Origin of the sequence: Blastopirellula marina, assembly GCF_002967765.1 — a bacterium.
Lineage (GTDB): Bacteria > Planctomycetota > Planctomycetia > Pirellulales > Pirellulaceae > Bremerella > Bremerella marina_A.
Genome location: NZ_PUHY01000012.1, coordinates 1,146,121 through 1,162,889, shown reverse-complemented (window position 1 = coordinate 1,162,889; position 16,769 = coordinate 1,146,121). Strand labels below are relative to the sequence as shown.

Below are 16,769 nucleotides of genomic sequence, written 5' to 3'. Positions count from 1 at the left end.
AATTATCGAGATGCGTAATACGCTTGTGTTGATCGTCGCCGTGATATGGAGTGTCGTCCTTGGTGGAGGCACTTTCTGTGATGCTGCGAAACCCCGCTTGTTGATAACCACGGATATCGGGGGTGACCCAGACGATCAGCAGTCAATGGTGCGGCTCCTGCTTTACGCCAACGAATTTGAAATGGAGGGTTTGGTTGCCTCTGCCTCCGGAACTCCGGGCGAGCTCAAACAAGCGATCACCCGACCTGACCTAATTCACGAGATGATCGATGCCTACGGCAAGGTCCGAGAAAATCTCGCGCAACACGCCGATGGCTATCCAACGGCAGACCGACTTCATAAGCTCGTCAAATCAGGTAATCCGCGACGTGGTAAGCCGGCCGTTGGCGAAGGGCACGATACCGAAGGATCGCGCTGGATCATAAAGGCCGCCGATCGTCTGGACGAGCGACCGCTAAATATCGCAATCTGGGGAGGTCAAACCGATCTTGCTCAGGCCCTCTATCGCGTCAAGAACGATCGCAGCGAAGCCGATTACCAAGCCTTCCTCAATCGCATTCGCGTTTATGATATTGCCGATCAGGATCGAATCTTCGATTGGATGATGACGCAGCACCCTGGCCTGTTCTACGTCCTCAACAAGTCGAGCAATGGAAATCGACTAGATGCGGCATTTCGGGGCATGTATCTCGAAGGAGACGTCGATCTAACGTCTCGTCAGTGGATTGAGCGTCACATCCATCAAAAGCACGGCCCTCTTGGTGCTCTCTTTCCCATGAAGACCTGGACCTCGCCTAATCCGCATGGCGTGATGAAAGAAGGGGATACACCCTCGTGGTTCTTCTTTCTTCCCAACGGTCTGAACATTCCAGAGCATCCGGAATGGGGTGGCTGGGGTGGTCGCTTCGCGAAAGACAAACAAGGCATCTACCGCGATGCGCTGGACAAACACGACGGAAGGTTATCAGCCCGCTGGACGGTTGCTCGCTGGCGTCCTGCTTTTCAGAATGATTTTGCCGCACGGGCAGATTGGTGCGTGAGATCAAAAGAGGAAGCCAATCACCCTCCGAAAATCACTTGCATTGGTATCGCGGGGCAAGAGGTCGTCACGATTTCCAGCAAGTCGAACCAACCGGTCGAACTTTCGCATGCCGGCAGCATCGATCCAGACGGAGACGACTTGACATACAATTGGCAAGTCGATCACACAGCAAGTAGCAGCAAAGCGATCATCGAGACTTCGGCCGCCGCTAAGGTGATCCCACAAGGGGAACCAGGGGACGAGATTCACGTGATTCTCACGGTTGAAGACAACGGCGATCCGAAGCTGACCTCGTATCGCCGTATTGTTATCACGATTGAGTAGGCCCGACCTTAGCGTAGTGGTGGCTTGCCTGAAAGACGACGCAGTAGCCCCATCTGACCGAAGTGCATCATCACGTGATAGGGCAGGAAAATGAGCGTATCGAACTTCGTCTTGAACAGAGGGTGTTCCGGCAAGCTTGGCTCGTCGAGTTGCTCGAGCGTATAGGTTTCCAACTCGGTTAGAAGATGATCATTAACCTTCTTATAGATCTCGATCATTCGTTCGACCGATGGATGAATTGATTGATCGGCCGACGGCGTGCTACCTCGTCCGAATAGTTCGGAATAACTTTCAGGAACGAGTGAAGCGTCTTCCGCTTTCTTGCCGCGAATTCGCAGCATTCCCAGTCCATAGTTCGCCAACGTAACGTGACCGACTTGCCAGGCAATGTGCGTGACACCTTCGTTCGGCATGCGGAACCACAATTCTGGTTCCAAACCGTCAATGAAGTCGCGAAACATCTTATCGGTGAAGGCGATCCGTTGCTTGGTTAGTTCCCACTGAGCTGCGTCAGCCATTCGATTCTTATCCTGATTGATGGTGGTGGTTGCCTAAACACAATTGGCCGTCTCATTCCTCAAGTGGATGAGATAGGCCCGCGATCGCGAGTGCTTCGCGATACGCATCTGGCGTGTTGACGTTGTGCAATATTCCCAGACGTGCGTCAACGAGCGCGAGTTCGCGCGGATCAACCCAGAAAGTGTCCAGGGGTTCGATGCACGACAATAATCGCTGGTTACCTGAATAAAGGACATTCTCTAGCTTTTCGAGGGCCTGCATCGAGTAAACTGCGGCCAGTGGCTGGGGAAGTCCCTCATGGCGAGGGATCACGGCTTCATAATTTTGTAACTTCTCGAACAAAAACTCGATGGTTGCTTCATTAACCAAGGGCAAATCGCATCCTAGTACGACGACCGCGTTGGCCCAACCGGCGACACACTTCAAGCCTTCGTACAGTGCTGCGGCAGGGCCTTGTTGCTCGACTCGGTCTGGCAGTTCGGTGTAGGCATAAGGAAGATCTGGAAGTTCCTGCGTCTTCGCGGTTAACAGAACGACTTCCTCCACGGCGGGCGAAACAATCCGCACGACGCGAGCCAGCATCGTTTCATCACCAAATGGAAGATGGGGTTTCGCACGACCCATCCGGCGGCTTTCACCCCCACAGATAATCAACGCCGCGCGATTTGTAATGGGGACCGTAGCCATATGCCGTGTGCGATCTCGTCCGTTATATTAGAACGCTGCCCTCACTGCCCAAGTTTTCAGATTTACTATGAAGCTGCGACTCGTTCACGATATCACGGTTGGACTCGATCTTCGAGGTGTCTTGCCAACGCGTCTGCTGGGAATGACCGCGGACGAAGTCGCCCGTGTCACAGTATGGGAAGGGAATCGCCAGGTTGAACTGGGCCAACTGTTCGAGATTGTCCTGGAAGATGAACGCAGCGCGGGGATGCTGCGGCTTATTGGCGACCTCTCTAAAGTCGACAACATCGGGGCTGGCATGGAAGAGGGTAAACTTTTCATCCAAGGTAAAGTCGGACATCATGCCGGCCAGGCGATGCGAGGTGGTTCGCTGTACATTCATGGCCACGTCGGTAACAACCTTGCAGAGTCCATGAAAGGTGGCTTTGTAAAAGTGCTGGGAAACGTCGGCGATCGAGTCGGTGCCCCCCTACCAGGCGAGAAGCGAGGCATGTCTGGCGGAAGCGTGTTCATATTGGGTTCGGCCGGTAACGAGTTGGGCCACCGGATGCGGCGTGGGACACTCACCGTCACCAACGATTGCGGCAACTATGCCGGTTATGAAATGCTTGCAGGGACGATCGTCGTCGGCGGTAAGGCTGGTGCGTCGGCTGGGCTCTCGATGCGACGCGGCACGATCGTGCTCAACGGCAACTATCAAAGCGATCTTCTGGCTGGTTTTGCGCACGCTTGTCGCTTCCGCCCAATTATGTTGCCACTTTTAGCCAAAGAGTTCGCCCGCCAGGAAGTCCCTGAAGTCGCACACTTGTTCAAGCAACCGTTGTACGATCTTTTCCACGGCGACCTGGCGCAAATGGGACGCGGCGAGATCTTGATTCCGGTGTGATCGTCCCCTTCATTGGGATGTCACTGCTGCTCGTCCCTCATTCGCCCCAGGACAATCTGACTGACCGTTAGAATCGTCCACGGGGGAAATCGTCCGGGTAAAACCTAGCGGACCTGCCGTCTTCTCGGGCCGGGCCACGCGTACGGTTTAATCCTTTAAAACCGGAGCAGGAAGAAACTTAGAAAAATCGTGGCGTTGCTGGTCGATAACTTTTCCTAGCCACGGATGGGTGAAGTTTCTCATGGATGGGCACGCGAAACCACAGAATGCTGGGACCGTAGCAATGCCTGTCGAATTACTCCACGCTTGGTTAGGCGTCGCATTTGTCGCCACCTGGGCAATGATTGGTCAAGTGACCATGGAGCGGAACTAGCTGCAACTCAGATTGTATCGGGAAAGGACACCAAAGCAGACGCTTTCCCCGGATCGTTCTCGACTTGCAGCTCTTCACCCCCTTCTTTTTGAGCTCCCTTCTCAGGGATAACTTCGGTCTGTCTAGTTGACAGACGCATCGGAATTGATTTTCCTAGCGGCAACTTTTCTATTTTTTTCGAAAAAAGCCCCTTGGAAATCCTGCATGTCCTCCACGCCTCCGCGCGACCCTTCCTCTGCGCGCCCCGAGCCCAAAGTTGCCTACTGGCGGCAGAATCTGATTGTGATCGGAATTCTGCTTTTCATCTGGGCGTTCGTCTCATTTGGCTGCTCGGTTCTCTGGATTGAGTGGCTCAATCAGTACAAGATCGGCAACCTCCCGCTCGGCTTCTGGTTTGCCCAGCAAGGGTCGATGTACGTCTTCCTGATACTGATTCTGGTCTACGCCCTGGTGATGGACTATCTCGATCGCAAACATGACGTGAAGGAGTAGTCCATGGAATTCTTAGAAATCACTTTGCCGTTGCTGGGGTTGGCATTCACTTCGACCCAAGCCTGGACCTTCTTGTTCGTCATCATCACCTTCATGATCTATCTGTACATCGGCTGGGCCAGCCGTGCACAGGAATCGGGCGAATTCTACGTTGCCGGTCAGGGCGTACCGGCAATTGCCAACGGTGCCGCGACTGCCGCCGACTGGATGAGCGCTGCTTCGTTCATCAGCATGGCCGGCTTAATCAGTGGCCTGGGCTCGGATGGTTCTTTCTATCTATTGGGATGGACCGGTGGTTACGTGTTGTTGGCGATGTTGTTGGCGCCGTATCTCCGCAAATTCGGTCAGTACACGGTTCCTGACTTCGTAGCGAAACGTTACTACAGCGAAACCGCTCGTATCGTCGCCGCCATCTGCGCGGTCTTTATTTCCATTACCTACGTCGCCGGTCAAATGCGCGGCGTAGGGATCGTGTTTGCTCGGTTCCTGGAAGTAGAAACCTGGCAAGGCGTGATCATCGGTATGTTCATCGTCGGCGTCTTCGCAGTACTCGGCGGGATGAAAGGGATCACGTGGACTCAGGTCGTGCAGTTCTTCGTTCTGATCGCGGCGTTCCTGATTCCAACGATCGCTCTTTCGTACATGCTGACGGACAATCCAATTCCGCAAGTTGGATTTGCAACGGGCGACGTGGCCGAGAAGGTCAACAAGGTCCAAGAAGACCTGGGGTTTGCTGCCTATACCCAACCCTTCACCAACTACGACATGATGAATGTACTTCTCATCATGTTGGCTCTAATGACTGGCACGGCAGGGCTACCGCACGTGATTGTGCGTTTCTATACGGTGGCGAATGTTCGTGCGGCTCGTTATAGCGCATTCTGGGCATTGCTGTTTATCGCGCTGCTTTACACATCAGCCCCTGTGCTGGCGATGTTTGCTCGTTACTCGATTTTGGAAACACTCAACGGTGCGCACATCGGTGAGATGGTCAGGGACGAAGATACGGGCGTCGACTATTACCCGATCTATCAAGTGAATGCTGAGGGAAAAGAGCAGGTTGTGCAGTGGGTATCCAACTGGCAAAAAACAGACCTCATCAAGATCGATGATAAGAACAAAGATGGCATCCTATCGCTGAAGAATGTCGACGGCAACTTCGAGGAAGTCACGATCGATAAGGACATTCTCGTCTTGGCTACACCTGAGATTGCCAAGCTTTCTCCCTGGGTGATCGCGATCGTGGCAACCGGCGGTCTGGCCGCTGCATTAAGCACGGCTGCTGGTTTGCTTCTCGTGATTTCCAGTTCGATGGCACACGACCTTTACGTCCACTTTGTCGAACCGGAAGCCTCTGAACCACGACGACTGTTTATTGCCCGGATCATGATTATTGGCGCGATCATTGTTGCTGGCTATTTTGGCATCAATCCGCCTGGGTTTATCGGACAGGTTGTTGCCTTTGCGTTTGGTCTTGCGGCGGCCAGCTTCTTCCCGATTATCTTCCTGGGAATCTTCGATAAACGGATGAACCGCGAAGGAGCAACTGCCGGAATGATCATCGGCGTGCTGTTCACTGCGGTCTATATCGTCGCCTGCCGGTCGGACAAGATCCTCGGAACCGCAGAGCCGCTGATGACGCCATGGCTCGCCGGTAGCAGCTGGATGCCAGATGGCCTTCGCCCGGAAGCCGCTGGTGCGGTCGGTTTAATCTTGAATTTTGCTGTCGCGTTGGTTATCAGTCGACTGACCAGTGCGCCACCAGAGGATGTACAAGATTTGGTCGAAAGCGTGCGTATTCCCCGCGGTTCGCACGCACCAGAAGCTCACTTTGATGAAACGGATGCCGAGGCGGACAATCCGTAATGAACCTTGAACGAATCGATGTCGGCTCCCGCGCTGGCATCGATTCGTCTATGTCATGGCTTTCGCGGGCGACAAGAGAGCCGCGAACTCGCGTCTTTTAAACGAGCTCCAACGAAGTCGCAGGTGCGCAGAGTCCTTCGCGATAGCGATCGAGCTGCTCTTCTTCGACATAGTAGAACGCGTCTTCTACTTCGCTGTAGAGTCCCTTCAATCCAGCGGCCGACTCATCCGCTCGGGTGATCCTACGGCAAGATACCGCCAGGGAACAAAATTGTTCCGGCTCAATAAAATGAACGTTCGCTTGGCTTCGCAGAAGCTCACGTCGTTCCCAAAGAGTCTTTTCGTTCAAACCGCGATTCGCTTTTAAACCGACCATGATTTCACTCTTCCTTCCATCCTCTATCGTCCATTGCGATAGAAAATCATTACGGGAAGGAAATCCGTTCCATGTCGAGGGGTCCTCGATGACACCCTGATTTGCACGTTACTCCGTCGCGCTCTCCATTGGATTGTTGAATCCGTTCCGGCCCGATTCGATTTCGGACCGTAGTTGCTAGCACGACTTCCTTGGCGACTTAGATTGTCTTCATGTTAAGAAAGTCGGCAAGGAACGCCACGAGCGATTCACGATACCTTAACGGTTTACTAATCCGCAAGTAGCCGTTGCGTAGATTAACACGCACCCAAGTGGCTTCGCCCACCCCCCCTCCACGAATGGAGTATGGTCGCGCAAATCATTTAACGAGTAGAGTTTATGTTCCAAGCGGGCTCACGAAAGCGATAACCAACACTGCGGACGGTTTCGATCAACACACTTTTATGATTCAGCTTGCTCCGGATCGATTTGATATGAACGTCGATCCGCCGCGTCCGACTGGCAGACTCCGACGCGCTTTCCGATGGATTCGCCTTGCCATGCGGTCCGGTTGCTCTTTCCAGCTCATTACGAGTCAGGACATGGCCTGGGCGTGATAGCAGTGCTTGTAACAAGCGAAACTCTGTCGGCGTTAGTTCAAGACGTACGCCATCCATTTCCGCAACTGCGAAGCGAGGATCCAGTCGCACGCCATGACATTCGAGCACTGATTGCGAATCATGCGTCTGTCGGGCTCGGAAGGTCAACGTTTTGACGCACTGGGCCAGCAGATCCAAGGCCAATGATTCGGCGAGTCGCGAGTCATGTGAAGGATCATCGATACCAGACAGATCCGCGCCAGTTGGTGCAATAAGAATCGCAGGCGCCGTCTCTCCGCCGACGTTTCGCATGATCGAGCGACACAAATCGAGCGCATCGTCATCGTTCAATTCCCGCGATAAGACAACGACGTCCGGTACGAACTCCATCGCCTTTTGCAAACCATCACGGGAATCTTGCGCAGAGTAGACCTGACATCCGGTCTGCTGCAGATTCTGGGCGACGGCCTGTAACGGCCCGCGCGCGGATTCGATGATGAGGATACTACGCTGAGCCACCGGCCTGCTTTCTCGTTAGATCGAAACAGACCGACAACGGGCAAAAGGCGAATTGCAATGTTCTTTGGCTTGGCTTTCTCAGGACAATCATTCTTCAGGTTTCTGCGTTGGGGAAATCACCTGGCGATGACGAACGATCTCACCTTCGACCCAATAAATTACTATTTCGGCAATATTGGTAACGTGATCGGCAATCCGTTCGATATGCTTTGAGACGCCAGTGATCTCGATCATCCAATCGAGGTCATTCGGATCTTTTTGAATTCCTTCCTTGAGCCATTGGAAGATCGCTCGATGAAGCCGATCGAGTTCGCGATCTTGATAGATCAACTCGCGACATTCCGTCGTGTCTTGCGCGATGAATGCATCAAGACTCTTCCGCAGCATCTCCATTGCCATCTGATTCGCCTGTTGCAAGCAAGATGGAAGGACAATCTGCCCTGGCATCTTGCCCGCATCCCGGAGTCGAACAACCCCACCGGCAATGTTCACTGCTAGGTCACCAATCCGCTCTAGCTCGTGGCCGACCGACATCGCCGCCACGATCAAGCGCAGATCAGAGGCAACCGGCTGAAACAAGGCGATCGAATGCAAACACTCTTCTTCCAAGGAAACGTCCATCTCATCAAGTTCATCATCCGCCGAAATAACGTCGAGAGCTCGCTCGCGATCTAAGTCTTGCAACGCTCGAGTTGCTTCGCTGACCTGAGTCTCTGCATTTGTTCCCATCGATAAGAGATGAGAACGAACTTCTTCGATCTGACGAATCCAATGCTGCGTCATTCTGCGTGGCTTTCGATTCCTGAAAGAATGAGTGGTAAACGCGAGGCTAGTGCTTTGGTTCGAGTGAGACACCGAGAAACGCATCGATCGTCTCGCGATCGGGAGCTTTCAGCGTGGTTCGCATCGGCCCGGCACCGATCACCGTTACGTGCTTCTCAGGTACTCCGTTCTCGCTGAATGAAGTCGCGGCCTCGGTTCCCTCTTCAAACACCCACGCTCGACCATCTTCCCAATAGGTGACAAACCCTGGTCTAGCGACCATGTAAGCCGCGGCCGTTTCACGAGAATCGGACTTCAAAGTCTTCCGGTCAGGACCAGCCCCAGGCAACGTCACGTGCTTCTCGGGGGCGTTCCCTTCGAGAAGTTCGGCCAATGCTGGGCTGTCGACAGGCAAAACCCACAGTCGACCATCAACCAGTTTCGCCACGAATCCCTCGTGCGAGAACTTCGCGTTGTCCCCTGACGTCTTGGCGACGCTTCCGTCGGTCAAATAGAGCACTTCGTACCAATCATCATTCTTCTTGTTCACGTCGAGTCGCGATCGATACAAGCTCGATATGGCATACGGCTTACCGTCACGGATATGCTCGACAACCAGAATTGATCCGTAGTCAAACTTCGAGGAATCCTTCATCGCGACTTTGTTTGCGTAAACATTTCCTTCGATGCCAGCCTCAGGGGTTGGCACGCCAGCGGGAAATTGGTCGAGCTTTTCCCATTTCGTATAGCGATCTCCCAGGAAAGCCCAGAAGTCGTCGGCGTACTTCTGATGATCCGCGGTACGAATCTCGTCGTCAGCCATCGAAGCAGTGGGTAAGCAAAGGAGCGAAGCGGCTACGAGTAGCAGCGTGCGGACTCCAAATTCCAGTCGCGCTCGAAACATCATCATCAGCTTCCTTTTCGCAATTTAGACAAGGGAGTGGGTTAGCCGAAACGCCCAGTGACATAGGCATTGGTTTCGGAAAGCTTGGGCTTTGTGAACATGTCGACCGTCGGACCATACTCCACCAGTCGACCTAAGTACATGAACGCGGTGTAATCGCTGATACGCGAAGCTTGTTGCATGTTGTGCGTCACGATCAGAATTGAGTACTCGCCACGCAACTCGCGAATCAAATCTTCGATCTTGCCGGTGGCAATCGGATCGAGTGCCGAACAGGGTTCGTCCAACAACAATACTTCCGGCTCACTGGCAATCGCTCGCGCGATACACAAGCGTTGTTGCTGACCGCCAGACAGGCTCAGCCCGCTTTCGTGCAGGCGATCCTTCACCTCGCTCCAAATCGCGGCCCCTTTCAGGCTATGCTCGCAAACTCCTTCCAGCACGCTACGGCTACGTTCACCATCGATTCGCAACGGATAGACTACGTTTTCAAAGATGCTCATTGGGAATGGGTTCGGTTTCTGAAAGACCATACCCATCCGCTTGCGGAGTTCGATCACATCGACACCGGGATCGCAAATTGATTGATCGTTGAGGTAGATGTCACCGTGAATTCGTACCGTATCGATCAAGTCGTTCATCCGGTTCACGCAGCGAAGCAGCGTCGACTTACCACAGCCCGATGGACCAACCAATGCAGTCACCTGACCTCGCGGAATCGGCATATTGATATTGAATAACGCCTGCTTGTCGCCATACCACAGATTGAAGTTCTTAATCTCCAGCACCTTCTCTTCCTGGTACACGGAATCATGCACCACCGGGGCGAAGTCTTGCCCCTGGGCGATCAATTCGAGTCGACTTACTTCGGAAGAACCTGGATGCGATTGACTCATGAAGCTGCTTAGCTAACGCGGTAACAAAAACAAGGAACGATGCGTACGTCTAAAACTGGCCCGAATGAAAACGCTTTCGCAGTCGAGCTCGGAGCCAGATCACGAATATATTCAACGTTCCAATTACAGCGATCAATAACAAGGTAGTCGTGAATACCATTGGCTTCGCCGCCTCGCTGTTGGGACTTTGAAAACCAAGATCGAATATATGAAATCCGAGGTGCATGAAGCTTCGGTCTAGATGCACAAAGGGAGCTTGAAGATCTATCGGCAGCTCTGGAGCAAGTTTCAATACACCGACAAGCATTAATGGTGCGACCTCCCCTGCCCCACGTGCCATGGCCAGAATCATACCGGTCATGATCCCTGGCAGTGCATGCGGCAGGACAATTCGGCGAATCGTCTGCCATTTGCTTGCTCCACAACCATAAGAACCTTCCCGCAGGGAATTCGGAACCGCCGCCAAAGCTTCCTCGGTAGCCACAATAACGACGGGAAGTGTCAATAAGGCCAAGGTCAAACTAGCCCACAGCAAACACCCCTTGCCGAAAGTCGGATTGGGTAAACCGGGGCGATAGAAACCGTTGAAGTCTGGTGTGAATGCAATCAAGGCAACGAACGCACCGGTCGCCACAACCCACAGCAGCAAACTGATTGTGCCAAGATGCTGCGTACGAACTTTGGCCAGTACTTTGCGGCTACCCAACGAGTACGACGTTGTCATGAAAGCCGCAAACGCCACGATTGCCAGACCAGCGGCGGTCAACCACCACCACGTACTGGGCATGGTCGGTAAGTTCGCGTTGGGTGGGCCACCGTCGATGTAAGCTCCAACCACAAGAATTAAAAATCCGTAGCCAAATACTCCAAAAACAATACTCGGCACGCCAGCCAAGTTATTAATGCTGATGCGAATGATACTGACAATTGGTCCGCTCTTGGCGTATTCCCGTAAGTAAAGAGCGGCCAGAACGCCGAATGGGACAACGATTAGCGACATGATCATAGTCATCGCCACAGTCCCCCAAATCGCTGGAAACACGCCACCTTCGGAATTGGCCTCTCGGGGATCAGCCATGAGAAATTCGCCCCAGCGATCGAAGTACACTTGAAGCCGCTCCAACCCATCGAGCTGATTGGCAGGAAACGCTCGGACGATTTCCCCTAGTTTGAGTTCCGCTTCAACACCCTGAGCGGTCTCAGCAAACATGCGATAGCGATTATTTCGCTCTTCGATTTGAGAAATTCGCTCTTGCAGAGTCGCGATTTGATGATCGACTTCAAAACGGACTTCCACATAATCGCGGACCGCACCTCGAGTCGATGCAGGAACCTCATTGAGCAATTCCGTGATCTCATCGAGTCGCGTTTGAATGCGTTGTTCGCTGGCGGCACGTTCCGCGTTGATTGCCGCGACTACGTCTGGTCCCAGCTGTGCCATTGTCGATTCCTTGCCGAGGATCCGCTCGGCAGCTTGCACCAATCGGGCATCTTGCTGCTTCTCGGCTTCGATGGCATTCTGTTCCACACGTAGGTTATAGATTTCGTTGGCTAAACCTTCCACGAAGACATCTTGCTGAAGTTCCTGCTCGCGAAGTTTCAGTCGGGCCTTCTCTTGCTGGCGACTACTTTCGCCGACCTCGAACTCCGCGATACGATCGATCGCGTACACACGTTCTCTGGCCGTGGCGTGATACTTGCGATAGGCAGCGTAGGTCGCTGACGATCCGTCGAGAACTTCGCGAATATCGATAACATTCTGCCCAGGCTTTCGATCGGCTAAGGGAATAAGTTCGCCGCCGTCGATAACGGCATGCATGTTCTCTCCACTTTGCCTTTCCTCCGCGACAAAAGCATTGGAGTTCTCAGCCTGAATTGTTTTAAGCTTGTCAGTGATTTGTTTCAGTTCGTCATCAAGCTTGGCCAAGGTTGCCACCCATTTCGCCTGCGCGGCTTCATCTTGATCGGATGGGGAGGCCAAGCGGAATTTACCATCGGCGAAGAAACGTTCAATATTCCTTAGTTCTTCTTCCTCCGCCGCAATCGGGCGAGGCTTCGAAATCTCGAAACGGATGGGCGTACCGATAAATCGGCCCAGCTTGGTCCTTTCGAAAAGCATGGCCCATTCCGGTAACGTTGGTTTTTCTTCAGAGAGTTCGTTCTGAGTGACCCACTGGTATGTCCCAGTTTGTGAACCGTTGAATTCAAAGTTGTCAGTTCGGTACTGCCAACGATGGGTCTCTTCGGTTTCTTCTGGCTTTCCTTCCGATGCGGGAATTTCAAGTGTGTAATCTTCCTCGTCGATCAACTCTCCCATTAGGACCGTACCGTTGTTCAACGTCACTCGATAGATCCGACCAGGCCAAAAGCTTGCCATGCCTTGATAGATAATCAGAGCCAAAAGGCCGAAGATCATCAGCAAGCCCATCGTTAATGCACCGCCGGAAAGCCAGATTATTGGCTCTCCTTGAGCTAACACGGAAAGACCAGGTCGAGAAACCCGTCGGTACTTCCTGGCCGCTTGCTGAGAGGATTCGCTCATAGCTGAACGGCACGCCTCCGGAAGTAAAGTCGTACTACTTCCGCTACGGTATTGATCAGGAACGTGAGCATGAACAACACCAACGCCGACAAAAACAGCACGCGATAGTGCGAACTTCCTTGAACGGCCTCTGGTAGTTCAATAGCGATATTCGTGCTAAGGGTGCGAAACCCATTGAAAAGATTCCAGTCTTCGATCGGCGTATTGCCGCCAGCCATCAGAACGATCATCGTCTCACCAGTGACTCGTCCCAGGCCAATCATTAGCGCGGAGAACAATCCGCTCATTGCCGTAGGAATCACAATTCGCAATGTCGTTTGCCAAGGGGTAGCTCCACAGCCCAATGAGGCAGAACGCAAATGAGAGGGAACCGTCGAGAGCGCATCGTCTGCAATTGTGTAGATAATCGGAATGACCGCGAATCCCATGACGAAGCCTACGATCATCGAGTTGCGTTGATCGTACTCGCCGATATAACTTCCCCGCGGATCCCATCCGGCGAAGTCGAATACGCTACCAACCACGACCGCCAACAGTAGCGTTAATACCGCCAACGCTAAGAATTTCACAAAGCTGATCACCGCAAAGACAGAGCGTGGCAACTTTGCGACACGGCTTCGCCAGTAACTTCCCAGGCCGTATCCATCCAGGGCGAGCATCGCCAGCGCACTAGCAGGCAGCAGAATCAATAACCAGCCTCCAAGCCCCGTACCTTCTTCTGGATGCACCAACCAATATTTAATATTTCCCAGAAAGAGCCACGCTTCGATGGCAGGCCCCAACAAATAGGCGAAATAGATGCCTGCCAGTAACATCGGCACCAGAAAGACCAAGCGAAACGGCTGAATACGAAGCGACACGCTGTGGGGCAGCATCTGCCACAGAAAGCCCCCAAGTAAAACCACGAACGGGACAATGAATATTGATGCCAAACAGGCCGGAATGATGTTCTCCACGATAGGTGCAAACACCAAAGCGGCGACGAAACCAAGCACAACGCTCGGCAGGCTGGCCATCATTTCGACCGCCGGCTTGACGAAAGTGCGGGTTCGCCGTGTCGCGAACTCACTGGTATAGATCGCTGCCAGCAATGCTAAGGGTGCGCCGAACAACATCGAGTAGAACGTCGCTTTAAAGGTTCCCGAAATCAAAGGAAATAATGAGAACTTCAGTTCGTCCTCCACCTTTGACGAAGAGCTTTGCCAAATATTCAACGGCTCAGCATATCCTTCGTACCACACGGGAAAGAACAGAGAAGACAGCGTGATATCGGGGAATCCAGGAGAGAGTGCATAATGCGCGATGTCTCCGCCTGATTCCAGCAGTAATCCATCATCTCGTGGAGCGATCCGTGCTAACTGAATCGATTGGTCATCAGACACACGAATATCAGCGACATGCTTTTCGGTCGTCATGTGAAAGAGCGAACATAAGCCTGACTCGTAACCCACCAGGAACATTCGACTTCGCGAAGAAGCACCAAACGCGGTTACCGCGGCTGGTCCAGTAGGAAACTTGTGAGCCTGAACGAGTACGAATCCGTCGGTGCTTTCTCGATCCGCGAATGCATCGTCCTTTCGATCTTCCAAACGAATCTGAAACCAGCCAGAACAGTTGCCTTGACTGTCACCGCAGAAGAGCGTTTCCCGCCCCAGAATCCAATCACACTTGGAGAGCTTCGCATCGGAATCAGGCAGCAAGTCGACTTCTTCTGCCAGTTGAATGTCGTCGTAATCACGGATACTGAAACGAGCCAAATGACCATCACGATCGGCGGCAAGTACGTTATTACCCAAGCCCGAAATCAAGATGAAAGCGGGATCACCTAAGCCTTCCGCGCTAGGCAAATCATGAATCTTGGTGGTCCGTTTGACCTTGCCGGTAAGCAGACTCTTTTTTTCAGAAACGACACCCAGTTTTAATTGCTTGTCGCCGCTCAACGCCACGAATACTCGCTCTTTAGCGCCGATCCCACCTGCGTTTCCATCCACGGGTAAATGGTCAATAAGATCGATAGGTGCGTCGCTCACTTCGATCGGATAGTCCAGAGTCCAAACAAGCTGCTGAACCCGATATTGGCCTTGGGAAGTCAGTTGAACCACACCCTGTTTGAAAATCGCCGTATCGCCAGGGCTTTTCAGTTTGGCAGCCGATAGACCGCCGGCTTGCTGCGAAAACCAATCCTTGATTTCGATCGGATCGATGAAGGTGGTTTCAAAGCGGACGTCGCCTGTGCACACATTCCCGTCGGCCAACCCAAGAACGATGTCAGACTTACCTGTGGTAGTTGATACGGCCGTTATTTCTGCACCGGTGACCAGCTTCGATTCCTGGACGACTTCGAATGAAGCACTGAGAACAGGACTACCGGCGGTTTGGCTTTCGCTTTTAGGAGAGGTCAAACGCACGGATTGCAAAGTCCCGTCGCGCGTAAGCAGCCACCCCATTGTCTGATACTCGTTCAATTCAAAATGAACGATCTCACCTGGCAGCCAAGGTGTGGCTCGCTCGCTAAGCATCCGCACCGTTGCACTACGAAATAGCGGCACAACTTCCATCACCAACACAAGCGCCACCAGGCATACCGCCACGATCGTGCCGATACCGCCCACAGTGATCACCCCTTCTGACAAGACATCGGAAAATCGCACGCTCCAGGGCGTCTTGAGCCTTCGTTTTCTTCCGGTAAATCTTGGCTGGGTGCCGCTCATGGAGACAATTGCGATTTCTAAGCTTGGCGTACCGAAGTGACTGCCAGGTGGGACATCAAAACGAGCAAGGCCCTCGCTGCTCAATCAGCGAGGGCGTGCTAAGTCGTATAAGCTGGAAATGGCCTTTACGCCCGATTACTGCTTAATACCAACCGCTTCCAACTGGGCGGTTGCCGAAGCAGCAGTGATCGGAAGGTAACCATCCTTTACGACGGCCTTCTGACCTTGCTGACTAAAGATGTATTTAAGGAATTCACGGCGAAGCGGATCGAGTTCACTACCTGGGCGATAATTCACGTAGATATACAGGAAACGAGACATAGGATAGTCGTCGGCATTGTCGGCGGTTGGCTCCACGTAGTCTTCCCCTTTGACCGAAAGAGGCAATGCTCGCACGTCGGAAGTCTTGTAGCCGATGCCACTATAACCAATTCCCGCCTTATCGGTAGCGACACCCTGAACGACCGAAGAACTACCTGGCTGTTCCTTAACGGTCGGCTTGTAGTCGCCACCAAACAGGGCAATTTCCTTGAACAAAGCGTAAGTCCCGGATGCCGAGTTACGACCGTAAAGGCTGATTGGTGACTGAGCTAAGGCTCCACCAACGCCTAACTGGCCCCAGCGAGTGATATCTTCTTTGACCCCACCCTTGCGATTAGTCGAAAACAGAGCATCGACTTGTGGTAACGAAAGCCCCTTGATCGGATTGTCTTTGTTCACATAGACGGCCAACATATCGATACTCGTGCCCATCGCAGTCGGCTTGTAACCATAACGTTTCTCGAAATCATCGATTTCATTAGCCTTCATCGGACGGCTCATCGGACCAAACGTCGCCGTCCCTTGAATCAAAGCCGGAGGCGCAGTAGACGATCCCTTGCCTTCGATTTCGATCTGAACGTTTGGATAGATCTCTTGGAACCCCTCTGCCCAAAGGGTCATCATGTTGTTCATCGTGTCGGAACCGATACTCTTGATCGTGCCTGAAACACCGGAAACACGTTGGTAAACCGGAAGATCCGTATCGACTTGAATCTGGGCGAATGCGAGATTGGGAAAGAGGCACGCCGAAATGGCAGCGAGGGAAAACACGAGGTTGCGGAACATCGGATCTGGTCCTTGCAGTTACGGAGTTGTCGTGAATATCGATGAGCAGGGAAAGAAACCAGCATCCCGCATGGAAGCGAATTCTATGTTAACAAACTGCTAACACTCGAAAAACTTTCAGCGGCCTGAATCCCTACCCTTCAGGGCGGCCTCTACTCGAAGAAACAGGGCATTTTCACCAAGAA

Annotated in this window: 15 protein-coding genes; 4 read left to right on the top strand and 11 right to left on the bottom strand. The window is 52.9% G+C overall.

Features of this window, described 5'->3' with window-relative positions; translation table 11 throughout:
- Window positions 1–10 precede the first annotated feature (10 nt).
- Window positions 11–1,366 carry a DUF1593 domain-containing protein gene (locus tag C5Y83_RS21295; protein WP_158262441.1) on the top strand — a complete coding sequence of 452 codons (1,356 nt, stop codon included), beginning with the start codon at window positions 11–13 and terminating at the stop codon, window positions 1,364–1,366.
- A gap of 8 nt (window positions 1,367–1,374) precedes the next feature.
- On the opposite strand, the gene C5Y83_RS21290 is transcribed toward C5Y83_RS21295, so the two are convergent.
- Both C5Y83_RS21290 and C5Y83_RS21285 read right to left on the bottom strand, forming a co-directional pair.
- The gene (locus C5Y83_RS21290; RefSeq protein WP_105331741.1) at window positions 1,375–1,884 is read right to left on the bottom strand and encodes a DinB family protein; all 510 of its coding nucleotides are present in this window, start codon (window positions 1,882–1,884) and stop codon (window positions 1,375–1,377) included.
- Between the two features lie 52 nt (window positions 1,885–1,936).
- Window positions 1,937–2,572 (bottom strand): molybdenum cofactor guanylyltransferase, encoded by a 636-nt coding sequence (locus C5Y83_RS21285; RefSeq protein ID WP_105331740.1) that lies wholly within the window; start codon window positions 2,570–2,572, stop codon window positions 1,937–1,939.
- 67 nt (window positions 2,573–2,639) lie between these two features.
- Between C5Y83_RS21285 and C5Y83_RS21280 the strand changes: the two genes are divergently transcribed.
- Complete coding sequence (locus tag C5Y83_RS21280) at window positions 2,640–3,458, top strand: formylmethanofuran dehydrogenase subunit C (RefSeq protein ID WP_105331739.1); 819 nt, start codon at window positions 2,640–2,642, stop codon at window positions 3,456–3,458.
- 380 nt (window positions 3,459–3,838) lie between these two features.
- Here C5Y83_RS21280 and C5Y83_RS30005 read toward each other — a convergent pair whose 3' ends face one another.
- Window positions 3,839–3,970 carry a hypothetical protein gene (locus C5Y83_RS30005; protein ID WP_261341467.1) on the bottom strand — a complete coding sequence of 44 codons (132 nt, stop codon included), beginning with the start codon at window positions 3,968–3,970 and terminating at the stop codon, window positions 3,839–3,841.
- A 65-nt stretch (window positions 3,971–4,035) separates the two neighbouring features.
- On the opposite strand from C5Y83_RS30005, the gene C5Y83_RS21275 reads away from it, so the two are divergent.
- Both C5Y83_RS21275 and C5Y83_RS21270 read left to right on the top strand, forming a co-directional pair.
- Entirely contained in the window at window positions 4,036–4,323 is a 288-nt protein-coding gene (locus tag C5Y83_RS21275) for a DUF4212 domain-containing protein (protein WP_105331738.1), read from the top strand.
- 3 nt (window positions 4,324–4,326) lie between these two features.
- Window positions 4,327–6,189 (top strand): sodium:solute symporter family protein, encoded by a 1,863-nt coding sequence (locus C5Y83_RS21270; RefSeq protein ID WP_105331737.1) that lies wholly within the window; start codon window positions 4,327–4,329, stop codon window positions 6,187–6,189.
- A 97-nt stretch (window positions 6,190–6,286) separates the two neighbouring features.
- On the opposite strand, the gene C5Y83_RS21265 is transcribed toward C5Y83_RS21270, so the two are convergent.
- The 8 genes from C5Y83_RS21265 to C5Y83_RS21230 form a co-directional block, all read right to left on the bottom strand.
- Entirely contained in the window at window positions 6,287–6,565 is a 279-nt protein-coding gene (locus C5Y83_RS21265) for a hypothetical protein (RefSeq protein WP_105331736.1), read from the bottom strand.
- 362 nt (window positions 6,566–6,927) lie between these two features.
- Window positions 6,928–7,662, bottom strand: coding sequence for a response regulator transcription factor (locus C5Y83_RS21260; protein ID WP_105331735.1), 735 nt, complete (start codon window positions 7,660–7,662; stop codon window positions 6,928–6,930).
- An 87-nt stretch (window positions 7,663–7,749) separates the two neighbouring features.
- Window positions 7,750–8,445, bottom strand: coding sequence for a phosphate signaling complex protein PhoU (gene phoU / locus C5Y83_RS21255; RefSeq protein ID WP_158262439.1), 696 nt, complete (start codon window positions 8,443–8,445; stop codon window positions 7,750–7,752).
- Between the two features lie 46 nt (window positions 8,446–8,491).
- Window positions 8,492–9,334 (bottom strand): hypothetical protein, encoded by an 843-nt coding sequence (locus tag C5Y83_RS21250; protein ID WP_105331733.1) that lies wholly within the window; start codon window positions 9,332–9,334, stop codon window positions 8,492–8,494.
- A gap of 35 nt (window positions 9,335–9,369) precedes the next feature.
- Complete coding sequence (gene pstB / locus C5Y83_RS21245) at window positions 9,370–10,224, bottom strand: phosphate ABC transporter ATP-binding protein PstB (protein WP_105331732.1); 855 nt, start codon at window positions 10,222–10,224, stop codon at window positions 9,370–9,372.
- A 49-nt stretch (window positions 10,225–10,273) separates the two neighbouring features.
- Complete coding sequence (locus C5Y83_RS29880) at window positions 10,274–12,766, bottom strand: phosphate ABC transporter permease PstA (RefSeq protein WP_233207304.1); 2,493 nt, start codon at window positions 12,764–12,766, stop codon at window positions 10,274–10,276.
- Entirely contained in the window at window positions 12,763–15,417 is a 2,655-nt protein-coding gene (locus C5Y83_RS29635; RefSeq protein ID WP_199195089.1) for an ABC transporter permease subunit, read from the bottom strand. Before C5Y83_RS29635 ends, C5Y83_RS29880 begins: the two co-directional genes overlap by 4 nt.
- A 195-nt stretch (window positions 15,418–15,612) precedes the next feature.
- Window positions 15,613–16,584: a PstS family phosphate ABC transporter substrate-binding protein gene (locus C5Y83_RS21230; RefSeq protein ID WP_105331731.1), complete on the bottom strand. Its 972-nt coding sequence runs from the start codon at window positions 16,582–16,584 to the stop codon at window positions 15,613–15,615.
- Window positions 16,585–16,769: the final 185 nt, after the last annotated feature.